The organism is Cupriavidus basilensis (assembly GCF_000876015.1).
In the GTDB taxonomy this organism is placed as follows: Bacteria; Pseudomonadota; Gammaproteobacteria; order Burkholderiales; family Burkholderiaceae; genus Cupriavidus; species Cupriavidus basilensis_B.
Map to the genome: position 1 here is coordinate 12,187 of NZ_BBQM01000012.1, position 19,136 is coordinate 31,322.

At 69.7% G+C, this 19,136-nt stretch carries 14 protein-coding genes; 9 read left to right on the forward strand and 5 right to left on the reverse strand.

The features are described 5' to 3' along the window. Positions 1-59: 59 nt before the first annotated feature. The 5 genes from narH to norR all read right to left on the reverse strand — a co-directional run bounded on the left by narH (position 60) and on the right by norR (position 10,047). The gene (gene narH / locus KF708C_RS07860; protein ID WP_059411399.1) at positions 60-1,610 is read right to left on the reverse strand and encodes a nitrate reductase subunit beta; all 1,551 of its coding nucleotides are present in this window, start codon (positions 1,608-1,610) and stop codon (positions 60-62) included. Continuing rightward, positions 1,607-5,347: a nitrate reductase subunit alpha gene (locus tag KF708C_RS07865; protein ID WP_059411400.1), complete on the reverse strand. Its 3,741-nt coding sequence runs from the start codon at positions 5,345-5,347 to the stop codon at positions 1,607-1,609. Before KF708C_RS07865 ends, narH begins: the two co-directional genes overlap by 4 nt. Before the next feature lie 182 nt (positions 5,348-5,529). Then, a complete protein-coding gene (locus tag KF708C_RS07870) occupies positions 5,530-6,924 on the reverse strand; it encodes a NarK family nitrate/nitrite MFS transporter (protein WP_020206252.1) in 1,395 nt (464 codons plus the stop codon). Between the two features lie 67 nt (positions 6,925-6,991). Further along, positions 6,992-8,302 (reverse strand): MFS transporter, encoded by a 1,311-nt coding sequence (locus KF708C_RS07875; protein ID WP_156173764.1) that lies wholly within the window; start codon positions 8,300-8,302, stop codon positions 6,992-6,994. A 185-nt stretch (positions 8,303-8,487) separates the two neighbouring features. Then, a complete protein-coding gene (gene norR / locus KF708C_RS07880) occupies positions 8,488-10,047 on the reverse strand; it encodes a nitric oxide reductase transcriptional regulator NorR (RefSeq protein ID WP_059411402.1) in 1,560 nt (519 codons plus the stop codon). A gap of 149 nt (positions 10,048-10,196) precedes the next feature. Between norR and ytfE the strand changes: the two genes are divergently transcribed. The 9 genes from ytfE to ahbB (KF708C_RS07925) all read left to right on the forward strand — a co-directional run bounded on the left by ytfE (position 10,197) and on the right by ahbB (KF708C_RS07925) (position 19,134). Beyond that, a complete protein-coding gene (ytfE, locus tag KF708C_RS07885; RefSeq protein ID WP_059411403.1) occupies positions 10,197-10,877 on the forward strand; it encodes an iron-sulfur cluster repair protein YtfE in 681 nt (226 codons plus the stop codon). 133 nt (positions 10,878-11,010) lie between these two features. Continuing rightward, the gene (locus tag KF708C_RS07890) at positions 11,011-13,296 is read left to right on the forward strand and encodes a nitric-oxide reductase large subunit (protein WP_020203207.1); all 2,286 of its coding nucleotides are present in this window, start codon (positions 11,011-11,013) and stop codon (positions 13,294-13,296) included. 263 nt (positions 13,297-13,559) lie between these two features. Beyond that, entirely contained in the window at positions 13,560-15,212 is a 1,653-nt protein-coding gene (locus KF708C_RS07895; protein WP_020203208.1) for a nitrite reductase, read from the forward strand. A gap of 24 nt (positions 15,213-15,236) precedes the next feature. Beyond that, on the forward strand, positions 15,237-15,542 hold the full coding sequence (locus KF708C_RS07900) for a c-type cytochrome (protein WP_020203209.1): 306 nt from the start codon (positions 15,237-15,239) through the stop codon (positions 15,540-15,542). Between the two features lie 41 nt (positions 15,543-15,583). Further along, positions 15,584-15,907 (forward strand): c-type cytochrome, encoded by a 324-nt coding sequence (locus tag KF708C_RS07905; protein ID WP_156173785.1) that lies wholly within the window; start codon positions 15,584-15,586, stop codon positions 15,905-15,907. Further along, on the forward strand, positions 15,847-17,088 hold the full coding sequence (locus KF708C_RS07910; RefSeq protein ID WP_059411405.1) for a cytochrome D1 domain-containing protein: 1,242 nt from the start codon (positions 15,847-15,849) through the stop codon (positions 17,086-17,088). The genes KF708C_RS07905 and KF708C_RS07910 overlap by 61 nt, the downstream gene beginning before the upstream one ends. 13 nt (positions 17,089-17,101) lie before the next feature. Beyond that, positions 17,102-18,085 (forward strand): siroheme decarboxylase subunit beta, encoded by a 984-nt coding sequence (gene ahbB / locus KF708C_RS07915; protein ID WP_020203212.1) that lies wholly within the window; start codon positions 17,102-17,104, stop codon positions 18,083-18,085. After that, positions 18,082-18,579, forward strand: a complete 498-nt coding sequence (locus KF708C_RS07920; RefSeq protein WP_059411406.1) for an Lrp/AsnC family transcriptional regulator — start codon at positions 18,082-18,084, stop codon at positions 18,577-18,579. The genes ahbB (KF708C_RS07915) and KF708C_RS07920 overlap by 4 nt, the downstream gene beginning before the upstream one ends. A 99-nt stretch (positions 18,580-18,678) precedes the next feature. After that, the gene (gene ahbB, locus KF708C_RS07925) at positions 18,679-19,134 is read left to right on the forward strand and encodes a siroheme decarboxylase subunit beta (protein WP_043366638.1); all 456 of its coding nucleotides are present in this window, start codon (positions 18,679-18,681) and stop codon (positions 19,132-19,134) included. Positions 19,135-19,136 lie beyond the last annotated feature (2 nt).

Below are 19,136 nucleotides of genomic sequence, written 5' to 3' on the forward strand. Positions count from 1 at the left end.
CGGTTCGGTGGGGATGGCAAAAGGGTGCGCGGGGTCGGGTACCGGTTACAGGGCGCCGGTCACGTCGCCACGGCTTTCTTGCGCGATTTCGGCATGTCGGCGAACACCACGCTGCCTTGCGGCTTCTTGCCGAACAGCGAGCCGTCCGAGGTGCCGCCCGAGCAGCCGTTGCCGAAGGTGAAGCCGCAGCTGGCTTTGTCGTTGAAGCTGTCCTCCACCATCTCCTTGTGCGAGGACGGGATCACGAAGCGGTCCTCGTAGTTGGCGATCGCCATGATCTGGTACATGTCCTCCACCTGCGCCGGCGTGAGGCCGACCTGCTGCAGCACGGCCAGGTCCTGCGCGCCGTCGACCACTTCCGAGCGCTTGTAGGCGCGCATGGCCAGCATCCGCTCGAGCGCCTTGAGCACCGGCGCCACCTCGCCCGCGGTCAGCAGATTGGCCAGGTACTTGACCGGGATGCGCAGGCTCTTCACGTCCGGGATCACGCCGTCCATGCCCATGTGGCCCGCCGCGGCGGCGGACTGGATCGGCGACAGCGGCGGGATGTACCACACCATCGGCAGCGTGCGGTACTCGGGGTGCAGCGGGAAGGCCACCTTCCATTCGCACGCCATCTTGTACACGGGCGACTTGCACGCGGCGTCCAGCCAGCTCTGCGCGATGCCCTGGCGCAGCGCCTCGGCCTGGACCGCGGGGTCGTGCGGGTCGAGGAAGATGTCCAGTTGCGACTGGTAGAGATCCTGCGGGTTCTCCACCGCGGCGGCGTCCTGGATGCGGTCGGCGTCGTACAGCATCACGCCGAGGTAGCGGATGCGCCCGACGCAGGTCTCCGCGCACACCGTGGGCTGGCCGGCCTCGATGCGCGGATAGCAGAACAGGCATTTCTCGGCCTTGCCGCTCTGCCAGTTGTAGTAGATCTTCTTGTACGGGCAGCCGGAGATGCACATGCGCCAGCCGCGGCACTTGTCCTGGTCGACCAGCACGATGCCGTCGTCTTCGCGCTTGTAGATCGAGCCGGACGGGCACGAGGCCACGCAGGCCGGGTTCAGACAGTGCTCGCACAGGCGCGGCAGGTACATCATGAAGGTGTTCTCGAAGGTCGAGTACATCTCCTTCTGCACGTCGTCGAACAGCTTGTCCTTGCTGCGCGCGCCGAACTCGCCGCCGAGGTCGTCCTCCCAGTTCGGGCCCCATTCGATCTTTTCCATCTTCTTGCCGGTCAGCACCGAGACCGGGCGCGCGGTGGGCGGCGTCTGCACCAGCGGCGCCTTCTGCAGGTGCTCGTAGTCGTAGGTGAACGGCTCGTAGTATTCGTCGATCTGCGGCAGGTTGGGGTTGGTGAACAGCTTGGCCAGGATGCCGAGCCGGCTGCCCTGGCGCGGCTCGAGCTTGCCGGCGGCGTTGCGCGTCCAGCCGCCGAGCCACTTGTCCTGGTTCTCCCATTCCTTGGGATAGCCGATGCCGGGCTTGGTCTCGACGTTGTTGAACCATGCGTATTCCACGCCGTCGCGGCTGGTCCAGACGTTCTTGCAGGTAATCGAGCAGGTATGGCAGCCGATGCATTTGTCCAGGTTGAGGACCATGGCTACCTGGGCACGGATTTTCATTGCGCGGCTCCTTCCTTCGCTTGTTGTTCCACCAGCGGGCCTTCCAGCCAGTCGACCTTGTTCATCTTGCGCAGGATCACGAACTCGTCGCGGTTGCTGCCGACGGTGCCGTAGTAGTTGAAGCCGTAGGCCAGCTGCGCGTAGCCGCCGATCATGTGGGTGGGCTTGGTGACGGTGCGGGTCACGGAGTTGTGGATGCCGCCGCGCATGCCGCTGGTCTCGGCGCCGGGCACGTTCACGATCTTCTCCTGGGCGTGGTACATCAGGCACATGCCCTTGGGCACGCGCTGCGACACCACCACGCGCGCGGTCAGCGTGCCGTTGACGTTGAAGACTTCCACCCAGTCGTTGTCGCGGATGCCGCTGGCCTTGGCCTCGCTCTCCGAGATCCACACGTGCGGCCCGCCGCGCGACAGCGTCAGCATGCGCAGGTTGTCCGAGTAGGTGGAGTGGATGCCCCACTTCTGGTGCGGCGTGATCCAGTTCAGCACCAGCTCCGGGTTGCCGTTGGGCCGGGCGCCGAGCATCGGCGCGGTGGTCTTGGTGTCGATGGCCGGCTTGTAGACGCAGCTGCCTTCACCGAAGTCCAGCATCCAGCGGTGGTCCTGGTAGAACTGCTGGCGGCCGGTCAGGGTGCGCCAGGGGATCAGCTCGTGCACGTTGGTGTAGCCGGCGTTGTAGCTGACCTCTTCCGATTCCAGCCCGGACCAGGTGGGCGCGGAGATGATCTTGCGCGGCTGCACCTGCACGTCGCGGAAGCGGATCTTGTCGTGCTCGCGCCCGTTGGCCAGGTGCGCGTGCTCGCGCCCGGTGATGCGCGACAGCGCCTCCCACGCCTTCACCGCGACGTGCCCGTTGGTCTCCGGCGCGAAGGTCAGGATCATCTCGGCGGCGTCGATGGCGGTGTCCAGCCGCGGGCGGCCCTGGCTCACGCCGGGCTCGTCCACGGTCTTGCTGAGCGCGCCGATCTCGCCGACTTCGTGGCGGGTATCCCAGTTGATGCCCTTGCCGCCGTTGCCGAGCTTGTCGAGCAGCGGCCCGATCGAGGTGAACTTCTTGTAGATGTCGGCATAGTTGCGCTCGACCACCGTCATCGACGGCGCGGTCTTGCCGGGAATCAGCTCGCACTCGCCGCGCTTCCAGTCCTTCGGCTCGAACGGCTGGGCCAGCTCGCCCGGGGTGTCGTGCAGCAGCGGCGTGCACACCAGGTCGGTGCGGGTGCCCAGGTGGGCGCCGCCGATCTCGCTGAACTTCTTCGCGATGGCCTTGTAGATCTCCCAGTCCGTGCGGCTTTCCCACAGCGGCTGCACCGCCTCCGAGAGCGGATGAATGAACGGGTGCATGTCGCTGGTGTTGAGGTCGTCCTTCTCGTACCAGGTGGCGGTGGGCAGCACCACGTCGCCGTACAGGCAGGTGGTGCTCATGCGGAAGTCGAGCACGGTCAGCAGGTCGAGCTTGCCCTCGGCGGCCGGGCGCACCGTGACCTCGCTCGGCGTGATGGCGTCGGCCTCGTCGCCGAACAGCGCGTTCTGAGTGCCGAGCAGGTACTTGAGGAAATACTCGTGCCCCTTGCCCGAGCTGCCGAGGATGTTCGAGCGCCAGACGAACATGTTGCGCGGGAAGTTGGCCGGGTTGTCGGGGTCGTCGCAGGCGAACTGCAGGCCGCCGGACTTGAGCTGCGCCACGGTGTAGGCGACCGGGTCCTGGTCGGCGGCTTCGGCCGCGTCGGCGACGTCGAGCGGGTTGCTGCTCAACTGCGGCGCCGAGGGCAGCCAGCCCATGCGCTCCGAGCGGGCGTTGAGATCCAGCAGCGAGAGGTTCTGGTAGCGGGCCTTGTCGGCGGTCGGGGCGAGGATCTCGTCCACGGCGAGCTTCTCGTGGCGCCACTGGCTGGTGTGGCTGTAGAAGAACGAGGTGCCGTTCATCTGGCGCGGCGGGCGCGACCAGTCCAGGCCGAAGGCCAGCGGCGCCCAGCCGAACTGCGGGCGCAGCTTTTCCTGGCCCACGTAGTGCGCCCAGCCGCCGCCGCTCTTGCCCACGCAGCCGCACATCATCAGCAGGTTGATGATGCCGCGGTAGATCATGTCGTTGTGGTACCAGTGGTTGAGCGCGGCGCCGACGATCACCATGCTCTTGCCCTGGGTGCGGTCGGCGTTGTCGGCGAACTCGCGCGCGACCTGGATCACCAGGTGGCGCGGCACGGTGGTGTGCTTTTCCTGCCAGGCCGGCGTGTACGGCACGTCGTCGTCGAACGAGGTGGCCACGTTGTCGCCGCCGAGGCCCTGGTCCACGCCGTAGTTGGCCATCTGCAGGTCATAGACGGTGGCCACCAGCGCGCTGCTGCCGTCGGCCAGCGTGATGCGCCGGGCCGGCACGCGGCGCTTGAGCAGCGCGTCGTGCTCGGCGCCGAAATACGGGAAGCCGACCTCGGCCACCTCGTGCCCGGTGGCTATCAGCGAGAGCAGCGGGTCGAGCGCGCGGCCGCTGCCGCCGTCCTTCATCTCCAGGTTCCAGCGGCCCACCTTCTCGCCGCCGTTGTGCGCGGCCTCGCCCCAGCGGAAGCCGATGGTGCCGTTGGGCACGGCGAAGTCGCCGCTGGCGGCGTCGATCACCAGCGTCTTCCATTCCGGGTTGTTGGCCTCGCCGCGCGCGCCGGCCAGGTGGGAGGCGCGCAGGAAGTGGTCGGGCACCAGCGTGCCGCCGTTGTCGCGCAGCAGCACCAGCATCGGCATGTCGGTGTACTGCTTGAGGTAGTCGCGGAAGTAAGCGGAGCGGCCGTTCAGGTGGAATTCCTTGAGCACCACGTGGCCCATCGCCATCGCCAGCGCGGCGTCCGTGCCCTGCTTGGGGGCCAGCCAGATGTCGCCGAACTTGACCATCTCGCCGAAGTCGGACGACACCGCCACGGTCTTGGTGCCCTTGTAGCGGACCTCGGTGTAGAAGTGCGCGTCCGGGGTGCGCGTCTGCGGCACGTTGGAGCCCCACACCATCAGGTAGGTGGCGTTGTACCAGTCGGCCGATTCCGGCACGTCGGTCTGCTCGCCCCAGACCTGCGGGCTGGCCGGCGGCAGGTCGCAGTACCAGTCGTAGAACGACAGGCAGACCCCGCCCAGCAGGCTCAGGTAGCGCGCGCCGGCGGCGTAGGACACCATCGACATGGCGGGAATCGGCGAGAAGCCGACCACGCGGTCGGGGCCGAAGCGCTTGATGGTGAAGGCGTTGGCCGCGGCGATGATCTCGGTGGCGGTGTCCCAGTCGGCGCGCACGAAGCCGCCCTGGCCGCGCACGCTCTTGTAGCGCCGCGCCTTGACCGGGTCCTGGCTGATCGAGGCCCAGGCGGCCACCGGGTCGAGGGTCTTGCGGGCCTCGCGCCACATCTCCATCAGGCGCCCGCGGATCATCGGGTATTTCACGCGCTGCGCGGAATAGACGTACCAGCTGTACGAGGCGCCGCGCGGGCAGCCGCGCGGCTCGTGGTTGGGCAGGTCCGGGCGGGTGCGCGGATAGTCGGTCTGCTGCGTCTCCCAGGTGATCAGTCCGTTCTTGACGTACACCTTCCACGAGCACGAGCCGGTGCAGTTCACGCCGTGGGTGGAGCGCACGATCTTGTCGTGCTGCCAGCGGTTGCGGTATCCGTTCTCCCACCGGCGGTCTTCGTCCACCACGGCGCCGTGCCCGTCCGCGAAGGTGGACTTGACGCGCGACATGAATTTCAGTCGATCCAGGAAATGACTCATTGTTGTTCTCCGCGAGGGCTTTTGCTGACCGTTGGGGAAGCGGTCCAGGGATGTGCTCAGCTTATGGGCAGGGCGCGGCGCTGCCCATTCGCTGGTGGAGGAGTAGGGCGCGATGCGCTCGGGCTAGTCCGGCCGCCGCCGCCTAGTTCGGAAGAACTAGGCCGGCAGGGCGGGCGGGAGTGTCAGCAGGGCATCGGCGCGTTCTTGCGCGCGTAGTGCCACCACGTCACCAGCATGCAGCTCAGGTAGAACGCGACGAAGCAGTACAGCGCGGCGTCGGCCGAGCCGGTCAGCTCCAGCGAGGTGCCGAAGCTCTTGGGAATGAAGAAGCCGCCATAGGCGCCGATGGCGCCGGAAAAGCCCAGCACCGCGGCTGATTCCTTGCCGGCGTCCAGCAGTGCCTGCCGCTGCGCGGCCTCGTCCTTGCCGCGCGCGGCGCGCTGGCGCTCGGTCATGAAGATCACCGGGATCATGCGGAAGGTCGAGCCGTTGCCGACGCCGGTCAGCGCGAACAGCACCACGAACGCGGCCAGGAACAGGGGGAAGCTGCCGCCGGCGCCGCCCGCCCAGCCGTGCGGCAGCGCGGCCAGCACGCCGAGCACGGCGGCGATCATCGCCGCGAAGCACCACAGCGTGACCCGGGCCCCGCCGAGCTTGTCCGACACCCAGCCGCCGACCGGGCGCATCAGCGCGCCCACCAGCGGCCCGAGGAAGGCGTAGGCGGTGGGGTTGACGCCGGGGAACTGCGACTTGGTGAGCAGCGCGAAGCCGGCCGAGAAGCCGATGAACGAGCCGAAGGTGCCCACGTACAGCCAGCACATCAGCCAGTTGTGCTTGCGCTTGAAGATCACCGCCTGGTCGGCGAACGAGGCGCGCGCGTCGGCGATGTCGTTCATGCCGAACCAGGCCGCCAGCGTGGCCACCACGATGAACGGCACCCAGATGAAGCCGGCGTTCTGCAGCCACAGGCTCTTGCCGACCTCGCCGGCCTGGTAGGTCTGGGCGTCGCCGCCGAGCGCGCCGAACAGCCCCACCGAGACCACCAGCGGGGTGAGGAACTGCACCACCGACACGCCCAGGTTGCCGATGCCGGCATTGAGCCCGGTCGCCAGGCCCTTCTTGGCCTTGGGAAAGAAGAAGCTGATGTTGGACATCGACGAGCTGAAGTTGGCGCCGCCGAAGCCGCACAGCAGCGCCAGCACCAGCAGCGTGGGATAGCTCGTGGTGGGGTCGCGCAGCGCGAAGCCCATGCCCAGCGCCGGCACCAGCAGCGTGGCGGTGGAGATCGCCGTGAAGCGCCGGCCGCCGAAGATCGGCACCAGGAACGCATAGAAGATGCGCAGCGTGGCGCCCGACAGCGCGGGCAGCGCGGTGAGCCAGAACAGCTGGTTCTTGGTGAAGCGGAAGCCGGCGCGGTCGAGGTTGACCGCCACCACGCTCCACAGCATCCAGATGGCGAAGGCGAGCATCAGCGCGGCGATCGAGATGCACAGGTTGCGGTAGGCGATGCGCTCGCCCTGGGCGCGCCAGAAAGCGGTGCTTTCTGGCTCCCAGCGGGTTAATACGGAACTTGACATGACTGTCCTGTGGGTCGGAACGAAGAAGAGGAATGCGGAAGGCGGCGCGGGCGGGCCGCGGGCGCGCTCATGCCGAGGCCGGCTGCGCCGCGGGCACGCGCGCGGTGGTGGCGGTGGTGGTGGCGGCGGCCGCGTCGGGGCCGCCGCGCTGGCTGTAGTGCATCCACACCAGGCTCACGCAGACCGTGCCGTACAGCAGCATGAAACAACTGCTGCGCACGCCGCTGAGGTCCGCCAGCAGGCCGAACAGCACCGGCAGGATGAAGCCGCCCAGGCCGCCGGCCAGCCCCACCACGCCGGAGACGGCGCCGAGGTTGTGGCCGAAGTCGTTGGCGATGAACTTGAACACCGAGGCCTTGCCCACCGCCATCGCGATGCCGACGACGAACAGCAGCACCGTGAACGGCAGCGCCGACAGGCCGATGTGGAACGCCTGCGGGCCGCGCGCGGTGTGGATGATGAAGTCGGTCTGCGGATAGCTGAGCACGAAGAACGCCACCCAGCACACCCACATCACCCACCACGTGGTGCGGTGCGCGCCGTAGCGGTCGGAGATCCAGCCGCCGATGGCGCGCAGCACGCCGCCCGGCAGCGAGAAGCAGGCCGCCAGCAGCGCGGCGATCTTGATGTCGAAGCCGTATTCGCCGATGTAGTACTTGGTCATCCACAGCGACAGGCCGACATAGCCGCCGAACACCACCGAGTAGTACTGCGAATAGCGCCATACGCGCGGGTCGCGCAGCATGGCGAACTGCGCGCGCAGGCTGGCCGAGGACGGCACGCGGTGGGCGGGATCGCTGGACGAGAAGATCCAGAACAGTACCGCCGTGACCAGCATGGCGACCGCGTACACGCGCGGCACCACGGTCCAGCTCCCGCCGGCGGCGACGATCAGCGCCGGCGCCACGAACTTGGTCAGCGCCGAGCCGGAGTTGCCGGCGCCGAAGATGCCCATCGCCAGGCCCTGGCGCGAGCGCGGGAACCAGCGCGCCACGTAGGGCGTGCCCACCGAGAACGAGCCGCCGGCCAGGCCCACGAACAGGCCCAGCACCAGCAGCTGCGGCAGCGTGGTGGCATGCGAGATCATCCAGATCGGGATCACCGTGGCCAGCATCAGCACGAAGAAGACGATGCGCCCGCCGTAGCGGTCGGTCCAGATGCCCAGCGGCACGCGCACCAGCGAGCCGCTCAGCACGGGGGTGGCGGCCAGCAGGCCGAATTCGGTCTCGGACAGGCCGAGCTGCTGCTTGATGGGGATGCCCAGCACCGCGAACATCATCCAGATGGCGAAGCAGATGGTGAAGGCGAAGGTGCTGGACACCAGCACCGCATAGGCGCCGCGCGGCACGGGCTCGCGCGGGAGAGGCTGAGTGGGCATGACCATGCTCCTGTGTCGACAATGACGATCGGCTCCCAGCGTAGAGAGCGCGTGCACGGTTGACCATTCGCCGGCAGCACATGTGCGGGTGCCGGTGGAGCTAGTTCCAATGGGGAATGCGAGGCGGCGGCGGAGGCGGGGCGGCCGGGCCGCCGGCCCGGCTGGCGCCGGTCTTCAGCCGGGTTTCAGTCCGGTGCGTGGCCCGTCCCGCCGTCCGGCTTGATGCCGAGCCGGCGCGCGAGCTTGTGCAGGTTGCTGGCGTCCACGCCGAGGTGGCGGGCCGCCTGCGCCCAGTTGCCGCCCTGGGCGGCCAGCGCCTGCCCGATGCAGTGCCGCTGGCACTGGTCCACCGCTTCGCGCAGGGTGGCGGTCGGGGAGGGGGCCAGGGTGGGGGCGGCCGGTGGCGCGGCGGTGGCCGCGGCCGGCTCCAGCGCGTCGAGGTCGAGCAGTTCCGCCTCGAGCGTCACGATGTCGTTGCGGCTGGCGCCGCGGCTGACGGTCTTGAGCGCGGCGCGGCTGATGACGTGCTCCAGCTCGCGCACGTTGCCTGGCCACGGATAGCGGCGCAGCGCGGCCTCGGCGGCGCCGGACAGGCGCAGGCTGCGCAGGCCGAGCCGGGCGCGGTTGCGCTCCAGCATGCGGCCGGCCAGCAGCAGCACGTCGTTGCCGCGCTCGCGCAGCGGCGGGATCGGGATCGGGTAGACCGACAGGCGGTGATAGAGGTCGGCGCGGAACGAGCCGTCGCGCACGTGGTCGCGCAGGCTGCGGTTGGTGGCGGCGATGATGCGCACGTCGACGCGGCGGGGCCGGTCCGAGCCCAGGCGCTGGATCTCGCCGTTCTGCAGCGTGCGCAGCAGCTTGGCCTGGATCGAGAGCGGCAGCTCGCCCACCTCGTCGAGAAACAGCGTGCCGCCGTCGGCCGCCTCGAAGCGGCCGGGCCGGTCGCCCAGCGCGCCCGAGAACGCGCCCCTGGCGTGGCCGAACAGCTCGCTCTCGGCCAGCGACTCGGGCAGCGCGGCGCAGTTGACGTGGATCAGCGGCTGCGCGCGCCGGCGCGAGAGCCGGTGCAGCCGGTGCGCGAACAGCTCCTTGCCCACGCCGGTCTCGCCTAGCAGCAGCACCGGCAGTTCCGAGTCGGCCACCACCGTGAGCTCGTGCAGCAGGCGGGCGATGGCCTCGCTCTGGCCGATGATCTCGCCGTCGTCGCGGGCCGCGTCGCCGGGCGGGGCGTCGCCGCGCGTGAGCCGCAGCGCGCGGATCTCGGCTTCCAGCCGCGTGGTGCGGATCGCGGCCTCGACCACCACCGTCAGCCGCCGCAGGTCGGCTTGCGCCTCGTCGCCGAAGGTGCCGACCGTCAGCGCGTCGAGCGTCAGCACGCCCCACGGCTGGCCCTCCACGTGCAGGCTCGTTCCCATGCAGTCGTGCACCGGCAGCGGCTCGCCGACGCGCTCGTCGATCAGCCCGTCGTAGGGGTCGGGCAGCACGCTGTCGTGGTGGAAGCAGGTCACGCCGCGGCGGGCCAGGATGGCGGCCAGGCGCGGGTGCAGGCCCACCGCGAAGCGGCGCCCGAGGGCGTCGCGGACCAGCCCGTCGATGGCCACCGGCCGCAGCTGGTCTTCTTCGAGCTGCAGCAGCGCCACGGCGCCGCAGCGGAAATGGGCGCGCAGGCTGCCGACCAGCCGCTGCAGGCGCACGGCCTGGGGCAGGTCCGCGACCAGATCGGTGAGCAGGAGGTTTTCCATCATGGTCAATTCAACCCTCATGGGTTCTTATTACCGTTTCCGGATCGTGGTTAATCATACCGTCAAAAAACCAAGGCATTGATTTTATTGCATTAATTTTCCGGCACGGCTTTCGCTATGTGAGGGATGCACATCCCACACAGGAGGACATCATGAGCATGACCGATCAATCGCTGGGCGAGCTGGCCCGCCGGATTCCGGGCGCCACCCGGGTGTTCCACGACTACCAGCTCGATTTCTGCTGCGGCGGCAAGCAGAGCCTGGGCGAGGCCGCGCAGGCCGCGGGCCTCGACGCGCGCGCCATCGAGACGCGCCTGCTGTCGCTGCAGGCGCAGGCCCGGCGCGACGGCGCCGACTGGAGCGCCGCCGACGCGGTCGACCTGATCGCCCACATCATCGCGCGCTACCACGAGGTGCACCGCCAGCAGCTGCCCGAGCTGATCCGCCTGGCGCGCCGCGTGGAGCAGGTGCATGGCGACCGCGCCGACTGCCCGCGCGGCCTCGCGGATCATCTCGCCGTCATGCACCAGGAGCTGGAAAGCCACATGCAGAAGGAGGAGCAGATCCTGTTCCCGCTGCTGGCCCGCGCGCCGGGCCGGCTCGCCAGCGGCCCCATCGCGGTCATGCGCATGGAGCACGACGAGCACGGGCAGGCGCTGCAGCAGCTCGGCGCGCTGACCGACGACATCACGCTGCCGCGCGCCGCGTGCAATACGTGGCGGGCCCTGTACCTGGGGCTGCGCACGTTCCGCGAAGACCTGATGGAACACATCCATCTGGAGAACAACATCCTGTTCGACAACGCCGAGCAAGCCGCGCCGGCCCACGCCTGATCGCGCCGCCGGCGCGCGCGGGCACGCACGCGCAGCACGCACGGGACGCACGGGACGCACACAAGCAGCACAGACAAGCAGCACACACGAGCAGCGCGCGCGGCAAGCGCGCGGACAACCGCGAGACCCCATCATGGGACAGTACAAGAAACTCTGGTTCACCCTGATCGCCGTACTGGCGGTCACTTTTTCGCTGCTGGGCTATTACGGCACCGAGGTCTACCGCAAGGCGCCGCCGGTGCCGCAGCAGGTCGTCAGCGCCGACGGCAAGGCCCTGTTCAGCAAGGACGACATCCTCGACGGGCAGACCGCGTGGCAGTCGGTCGGCGGCATGCAGCTCGGCTCGATCTGGGGCCACGGCGCCTACCAGGCGCCGGACTGGACCGCCGACTGGCTGCACCGCGAGCTGACCGCGTGGCTCGACCTGGCCGCGCAGGATGGCTACGGCCGCGCCTACGCCGCGCTCGACGGGCCGACCCAGGCCGCGCTGCGCGAGCAGCTGCGCGCCGAGTACCGCGGCAACCGCGCCGACCCCGACAGCGGCGTGCTGACCGTCTCCGCGCGGCGCGCGCAGGCCATCGCCGCCACCGGTGCGTACTACGACAGCCTGTTCTCCGACGCGCCGGCGCTGCGCAAGAGCCGCGAGAGCTTCGCCATGAAGGAGAACACGCTGCCCAGCGCCGCGCGCCGCGCCAAGCTGACGCACTTCTTCTTCTGGACCGCGTGGGCCGCCGCCACCGAGCGCCCGGGCCTGAGCGCCACCTACACCAACAACTGGCCGCACGAGCCGCTGATCGGCAACCAGCCCACCAGCGAGAACATCATCTGGTCCATCGCCAGCGTGGTGGTGCTGCTGGCGGGCGTGGGCTTCCTGGTCTGGGCGTGGTCGTTCCTGCGCGGCCATGAAGAGGCGCCGCCGCCGGTGGCCGCGCGCGACCCGCTCACCACCTTCGCGCTCACGCCGTCGCAGCGCGCGCTGGGCAAGTACCTGTTCCTGGTGGTGGCGCTGTTCGTGTTCCAGGTGCTGATCGGCGGGCTGACGGCCCACTACACCGTGGAGGGGCAGAAGTTCTACGGGTTCGAATTGTCGAAGTGGTTCCCGTACACGCTGATGCGCACCTGGCACATCCAGAGCGCGCTGTTCTGGATCGCCACCGGCTTCCTCGCCGCGGGCCTGTTCCTGGCGCCGCTCATCAACGGCGGCAAGGACCCGAAATACCAGAAGCTCGGCGTGGACGTACTGTTCTGGGCGCTGGTGGTGGTGGTGGCCGGATCGTTTACCGGCAACTACCTGGCGATCGCGCAGATCATGCCGGAGAACCTCAACTTCTGGCTCGGGCACCAGGGCTACGAGTACGTCGACCTGGGTCGCCTGTGGCAGATCGGCAAGTTCGCCGGCATCCTGTTCTGGCTGGTGCTGATGCTGCGCGGCATCGCGCCGGCGCTGCGCGCGCGCGGCGGCGACAAGAACCTGCTGGCCCTACTCACGTCTTCGGTCGTGGCCATCGGCCTGTTCTACGGCGCGGGCCTGTTCTACGGCGAGCGCACCAACCTGTCGGTGATGGAGTACTGGCGCTGGTGGGTCGTGCATCTGTGGGTCGAGGGCTTCTTCGAGGTGTTCGCCACCACGGCGCTGGCCTTCATCTTCTCCACGCTCGGGCTGGTGTCGCGCCCGATGGCGACCGCGGCCAGCCTGGCATCGGCGTCGCTGTTCATGCTGGGCGGGCTGCCCGGCACCTTCCACCATCTCTACTTCGCCGGCACCACCACGCCGGTGATGGCGGTGGGCGCGAGCTTCAGCGCGCTCGAAGTGGTGCCGCTGATCGTGCTGGGCCATGAAGCGTGGGAGAACTGGCGCCTCAAGGAGCGCGCGCCGTGGATGGCCAACCTGAAATGGCCGCTGATGTGCTTCGTCGCGGTGGCGTTCTGGAACATGCTCGGCGCCGGCGTGTTCGGCTTCATGATCAACCCGCCGATCTCGCTGTACTACGTGCAGGGCCTCAACACCACGCCGGTGCATGCCCATGCCGCGCTGTTCGGCGTCTACGGCTTCCTCGCGCTGGGCTTCACGCTGCTGGTGCTGCGCTACGTGCGGCCCGCCCACGCGCTGAGCCCCGGCCTGATGAAGACCGCGTTCTGGGGGCTCAACGCGGGCCTGGTGCTGATGATCGGCACCAGCCTGCTGCCGATCGGCATCATCCAGTTCCATGCCAGCGCCAGCGAGGGCTTGTGGTACGCGCGCAGCGAGGCCTTCATGCAGCAGCCGATCCTGCAGACGCTGCGCTGGGTGCGCACCTTCGGCGACGTGGTGTTCATCGTCGGCGCGCTGGCGATGGCATTGCAGGTCGTGCTCGGCCTGGCCGGCAAGGCGCCGGCGCTGGGCGCGCCGGAAAGCAGCCTGGAGCCCGCGCCGCGCTGAGCGCATCGACCGCATCGCGCTAGCAGCATGGCAGCCGCCCGGGCATCCGCCCCGGCGGCTGCGGCGCGTTTACGCGCGCCACCGGCGCGGGGCATTCGATGCATGCGCACGCGCGCGCCGATCGTGCCCGCGGCTTGCCGACTGCTTGACAGCTATCAAGCGCGCGCCAGGATTTCTCCGACATGATGCGCGTAAGGTTCCTTGCCGCGCGCTATCGCGCAACCAGGACCCAGCGGTTTCCCCAACTCGCCGAAGAAGAGCATATGAAAGCGAAATCCTGGATGTTCCCCGCACTTGCGGCGCTGCCACTTTCCCTCTGGCTCGGGCTCACCCACGCGGACACGGCGGCATCGCCGCCGGCCGCCGCGGTCACGCTGACGCCGGCCGAATTCGACCAGGCGCGCCAGATCTACTTCGAACGTTGCGCCGGCTGCCACGGCGTGCTGCGCAAGGGCGCGACCGGCAAGCCGCTGACGCCGGACATCACGCGCGCGCGCGGCACCGAATACCTGAAGACCTTCATCAAGTACGGCAGCCCCGCGGGCATGCCCAACTGGGGCACCTCGGGCGACCTGTCGGATGCCGAGGTGGACCTGATGGCGCGCTACATTCAGCTGGACCCGCCCACGCCGCCCGAATTCTCGCTGGCCGACATCGAGAAAAGCCGCAAGGACGTGGTGCCGGTGGCGCGGCGCCCGACGCGCAAGATGAACGCCTACAACCTCGACAACCTGTTCTCCGTGACGCTGCGCGACGCGGGCGAGGTCGCGCTGATCGACGGCGACAGCAAGCAGATCATCACCATCGTCAAGACCGGCTATGCCGTGCACATCTCGCGCATGTCGGCCTCGGGCCGCTACCTGTACGTGATCGGGCGCGACGCCAAGGTCGACCTGATCGACCTGTGGCTGCCCAGGCCGGACATCGTCGCCGAGGTCAAGGTCGGGCTCGAGGCGCGCTCGGTGGAGACCTCCAAGTACAAGGGCTACGAGGACAAGTACGCGGTGGCCGGGACCTACTGGCCGCCGCAGTACGTGATCATGGAGGGCGACACGCTCAAGCCGCTCAAGGTGGTGTCGACGCGCGGCATGACGGTGGACAACGAATACCATCCCGAGCCGCGCGTGGCCTCGATCGTGGCCAGCCACTTCCATCCCGAGTTCGTGATCACGGCCAAGGAAACCGGCAAGATCATGATGGTCAACTACGCCGACCTGAACAACCTGAAGACCACCACCATCGACTCGGCCAAGTTCCTGCACGACGGCGGCTTCGATGCCAGCGGGCGCTACTTCATGGTGGCGGCCAACGCCTCCAACAAGATCGCCGTGGTCGACACCAAGGAGGACAAGCTGGCCGCGCTGGTCGACGTGGGCAAGACGCCCCACCCGGGGCGCGGCGCCAACTTCGTCCATCCGAAGTACGGCCCGGTGTGGGCCACCAGCCATCTCGGCGACGAGACCGTCAGCCTGCTCGGGACCGATCCGGTGGGCCACAAGGCGCAGGCGTGGAAGGTCGTGCAGACCGTGAAGGGGCAGGGCGGTGGCTCGCTGTTCATCAAGACGCATCCGAAGTCGCGCAACCTGTGGGTGGACACGCCGCTCAATCCCGATCCCAAGCTCAGCCAGTCGGTCGCGGTGTTCGACACCCGCAGGCTGGAGGACGGCTACAAGGTGCTGCCGATCGCGCAGTGGGCGCAGCTCAAGGGCGAAGGCGCCAAGCGCGTGGTGCAGGCCGAGTACAACCAGGCCGGCGACGAGGTCTGGTTCTCGGTGTGGGGCACCAAGGACGGCGAATCCGCGCTGGTGGTGGTCGACGACAAGACGCGCACGCTCAAGACCGTGATCAAGGACCCGCGCCTGATCACGCCGACCGGCAAGTTCAATGCCTTCAACACGCAGCACGATATCTACTGAGGCGCGCCGCGCCGGAGCCATCTCATGCATGCAAGCAACGTCATCGCCGCGGCGCTGGTCGCCGCCTTCCTGCCTGCGGCCGCGCACGCCAGCGCCGAGCTGGCCGCGAGCAAGGCCTGCCTGGCCTGCCACAGCACCGACAAGAAGCTGATCGGGCCCGCCTTCAAGGACGTGGCCGCGAAGTACAAGGGCAGCCCGGACGGCGAGAAGCAGATGGTCCGGTCGATCCTCGAGGGCAGCAGCGGCAAGTGGGGACCGATCCCGATGCCGGCCAACCGCGTGAGCGAGGCGGAAGCCGGCGCGCTCGCCAGATGGGTGCTGAGCCTGTAGGCCGGGCCGCGGCGGCGGCGCGCTCGCTGGCGCTGGCACTGATGCTGGCGCTGGCGTGCGCGGCGGCGGGTGTCGCCACCGCCGCTGATCCGGCGCCGGCGCGGCAGGCACAACTCGCGCGCTGGCTGCGCGACGACTGCGGCGCCTGCCACGGCATGACCCTGCGCGGCGGCCTGGGGCCGCCGCTCGGCGCGGCGGTGCTGGCCGGCAAGCCGCGCGACGCGCTGGTGGCGACCGTGCTGCAAGGCCGCCCCGGCACCGCGATGCCTCCCTGGCAACCCTTCATGACGCAAGACGAGGCAGCATGGCTGATCGAACGACTCCAGGCGGGCGCGCCGCCCGCCGTAGATTCCCCGGCCCGCTGAGGCTGGCCGCCGCGCTCGCGCTGGCCGCGGGCTTGTCCGGTTTGTCCGGCTGCATGGGCGGCATGGGCGAGACCACGCGCGGCACCGGCGACCTGGGCGTGGTGATCGAGCGCGCCGCCGGCCGCGTGCAGGTGGTGGAGACCACCGGCATGACGCGCCTGGCCACCGTGGCCGGGCTCGGCGACCTGTCGCACGCCAGCGTGGTGTTCTCGCGCGATGGGCGCTATGCCTATGTCTTCGGCCGCGATGGCGGCCTGTCGCGCGTGGACCTGCTGCGCGCGCGCGTGACGCATCGCGTGATGCAGGCCGGCAACAGCATCGGCGGCGCCATCCTGCAGGACGGCAGCGTGGTCGCGGCGCAGAACTACGCGCCCGGCGGCATCCGCCTGTTCGATGCCGCCACGCTGGAGCCGCTGGCCGACATCCCGGCGATCGGCCGCGACGGCCGCCGCTCCAAGGTGGTCGGCCTGGCCGACCTGCCCGGGCGCCGCCTGGCCGCCAGCCTGTTCGAGTCCGGCGAGATCTGGATCATCGACGCCGCCGATCCGCGGCATCCGCGCATCACCCGGCTCGACGCTGGCCGCGAGCCCTACGACGGGCTGGTCACGCCCGATGGCCGCTGGTACGTCGCCGGCCTGTTCGGCGAGGACGGGCTCGCGCTGGTGGATTTGTGGCAGGACCCGCCGGCGTCGCGCAAGGTGCTGGCGGGCTACGGCCGCGGCGAAACGCGCCTGCCCGTCTACAAGATGCCGCACCTGCGCGGCTGGGCGATGGCGCAGGGCGAGGCCTGGCTGCCGGCGGTGGGCCGCCACGAAGTGCTGGTGGCCGACGCCGCGCGCGGCTGGCGGGAGAGCGGCCGCGTCGCGCTGGCCGGCCAGCCGGTCTTCGTGATGGCGCGGCCGGACGGGCGGCAGGTCTGGGTCAATTTCGCCTTTCCCGACAACGACACGGTGCAGGTGATCGACACCGCCACGCGCCAGGTGGTGCGCACCCTCAAGCCGTGCCGGGGCGTGCTGCACATGGAGTTCACGCCCAAGGGCGAGGCGGTATGGCTGTCATGCCGCGACGAAGACCGCGTCGAGGTCTACGACACCGCGAGCTTCGCCCGCCTCGCCACGCTGCCGGCCGACAACCCGAGCGGCATTTTCTTCACCGTGCGCGCGCAGCGCTTCGGCATGTAGACCCATACCGACCATGTACGACGAACGCCGACTCTATGATGACATCCAGCGCGATTTCCCGCTGCAGCCGCGGCCCTTCCAGTGCGTGGCCCAGGCGCACGGCCTAAGCGAGCAGGCCGTGCTCGGCCTGCTGGCGCGCGACCTGGGCGCCGGGCGCGTGAGCCGCATCGGCGCGGTCTTCGCGCCCAACACCATCGGCGTGAGCACGCTCGCCGCGCTGAAGGTGGAGCCCGCCTGGCTGGACCGCGTGGCCGCGCGCGTCAGCGCCAATGCCGCCGTCAGCCACAACTACGCGCGCCACGGGCACGCCTACAACCTGTGGTTCGTCGCCGGGGCGCGGCACCGCGCCACGCTCGACGCGGCGCTGGCGGCGATCGCCGCCGAAACCGGCCAGCGGCCGCTGGACCTGCCGCTCGAGCGCGAATACCACATCGACCTGGGTTTCCCGCTGCGCGGCGCGGCCGCCCGGCCGGCATGGCCGGCCGTCAGGATGCCTTCCCGGCAACAACTGAACGACGACGACTGGCGCCTGGTGGCGGCGCTGGAAGCGGGCCTGCCGCTGACGCCGCGCCCCTATCACGCGCTGGCGCGGCAATGTGGCCTGCCGCTGGACCGCGTGCTGACGCGGTTGTCGCAGTGGCATGCCTGCGGCGTCATCCGCCGCTTCGGCGCCATCCTCCATCACCGGCGCTTCGGCTACGACAGCAACGCGATGTGCGTGTGGGACGTGCCGGACGGCCGCGTCGACGCGCTGGGCCAGCGCCTGGCGCGGCTCGGCGTGGTCAGCTTGTGCTACCGCCGCCCGCGGCGGCCGCCGCACTGGCCCTACAACCTGTTCGTCATGGTTCACGCGCGCAGCGAGGACGAGCTGCATGCCGCGCTGGCGCTGTTCGACCAGCAGTGCGGGCTGGCCGCCGCGCCGCGCGCGGTGCTGCTCGGCAGCCAGTGCTACAAGCAGCGCGGCACGCGCTACGCCGGCGCGCCGGCAAGCCCATGAGCGCCGCCCGAACCCGGTCCATCGAGACCGCACTGGACGCGCCGGCGGCGCTGGACGCGCTCGACCGCCGCATCGTCAACGCCCTGCAGGGCGGCTTTCCGCTCACGCCGCGTCCGTATGCCGACGCCGCCGCCGCGCTCGGCACCGACGAGGCCACGCTGCTGGCGCGCCTGCGGGCGATGCTGGCGCGCGGCGTGCTGACCCGCTTCGGCCCGCTGTACCAGATCGAGCGGGCCGGCGGGCGCTTCGTGCTGTGCGCGTGCCACGCGCCGGCCGCGCGCCTGGAAGCCGTGATCGCGGCCATCAACGCGCACCCGGAGGTGGCCCATCACTACGCGCGCACCCATCACTTCAACCTGTGGTTCGTGCTGGCGGTCGCGCACCCCGGCGCGGTGGCGCACACGCTCGCGCGCATCGCAGCCAGCGCCGGGGTGGAGGTGCTGGCGTTTCCCAAGGAGCGGGAGTTCCACGTCCATCTCCATTTGCAGGCATAGACATTCATGTACCCCAAGCTTTCCACTTCGTCGCCGGATCCGGCGCCTGCCGCGGATGCGGCGGATGCCGCCTGGCCCGACGCCACCGACCGCGCGCTGATGCGCGCCACGCAGGCCGGGCTGCCGCTGGTGGCCGCGCCCTATGCGGCGCTGGGCGCCGCGCTCGGCATCGGCGAGCAGGAGGTCATCGCGCGCTTCGCGGCGATGCAGGCGCGCGGCCTGATGCGCCGGCTGGGCGCGGTCCCCAACCACTATGCGCTGGGCTGGCGCGCCAACGGCATGACGGTGTGGGACGTGGCCGACGAGCACGTCGAGGCGCTCGGCCGGATGGTCGGCGCGCTGCCGTTCGTCAGCCACTGCTACCAGCGCCCGCGGCGGCTGCCGCGCTGGCCCTACAACCTGTTCGCCATGATCCACGCCCGCACGCGCGAGCAGGCCATGCCGCTGGTGGCGCAGATCGGCGCGCTGCTGGGCGACGCCTGCCGGGAGCGCGACGTGCTGTGGTCGACCCGCATCCTCAAGAAAACCGGGCTGCGCCTGCCGCCAGGAGACTGAAC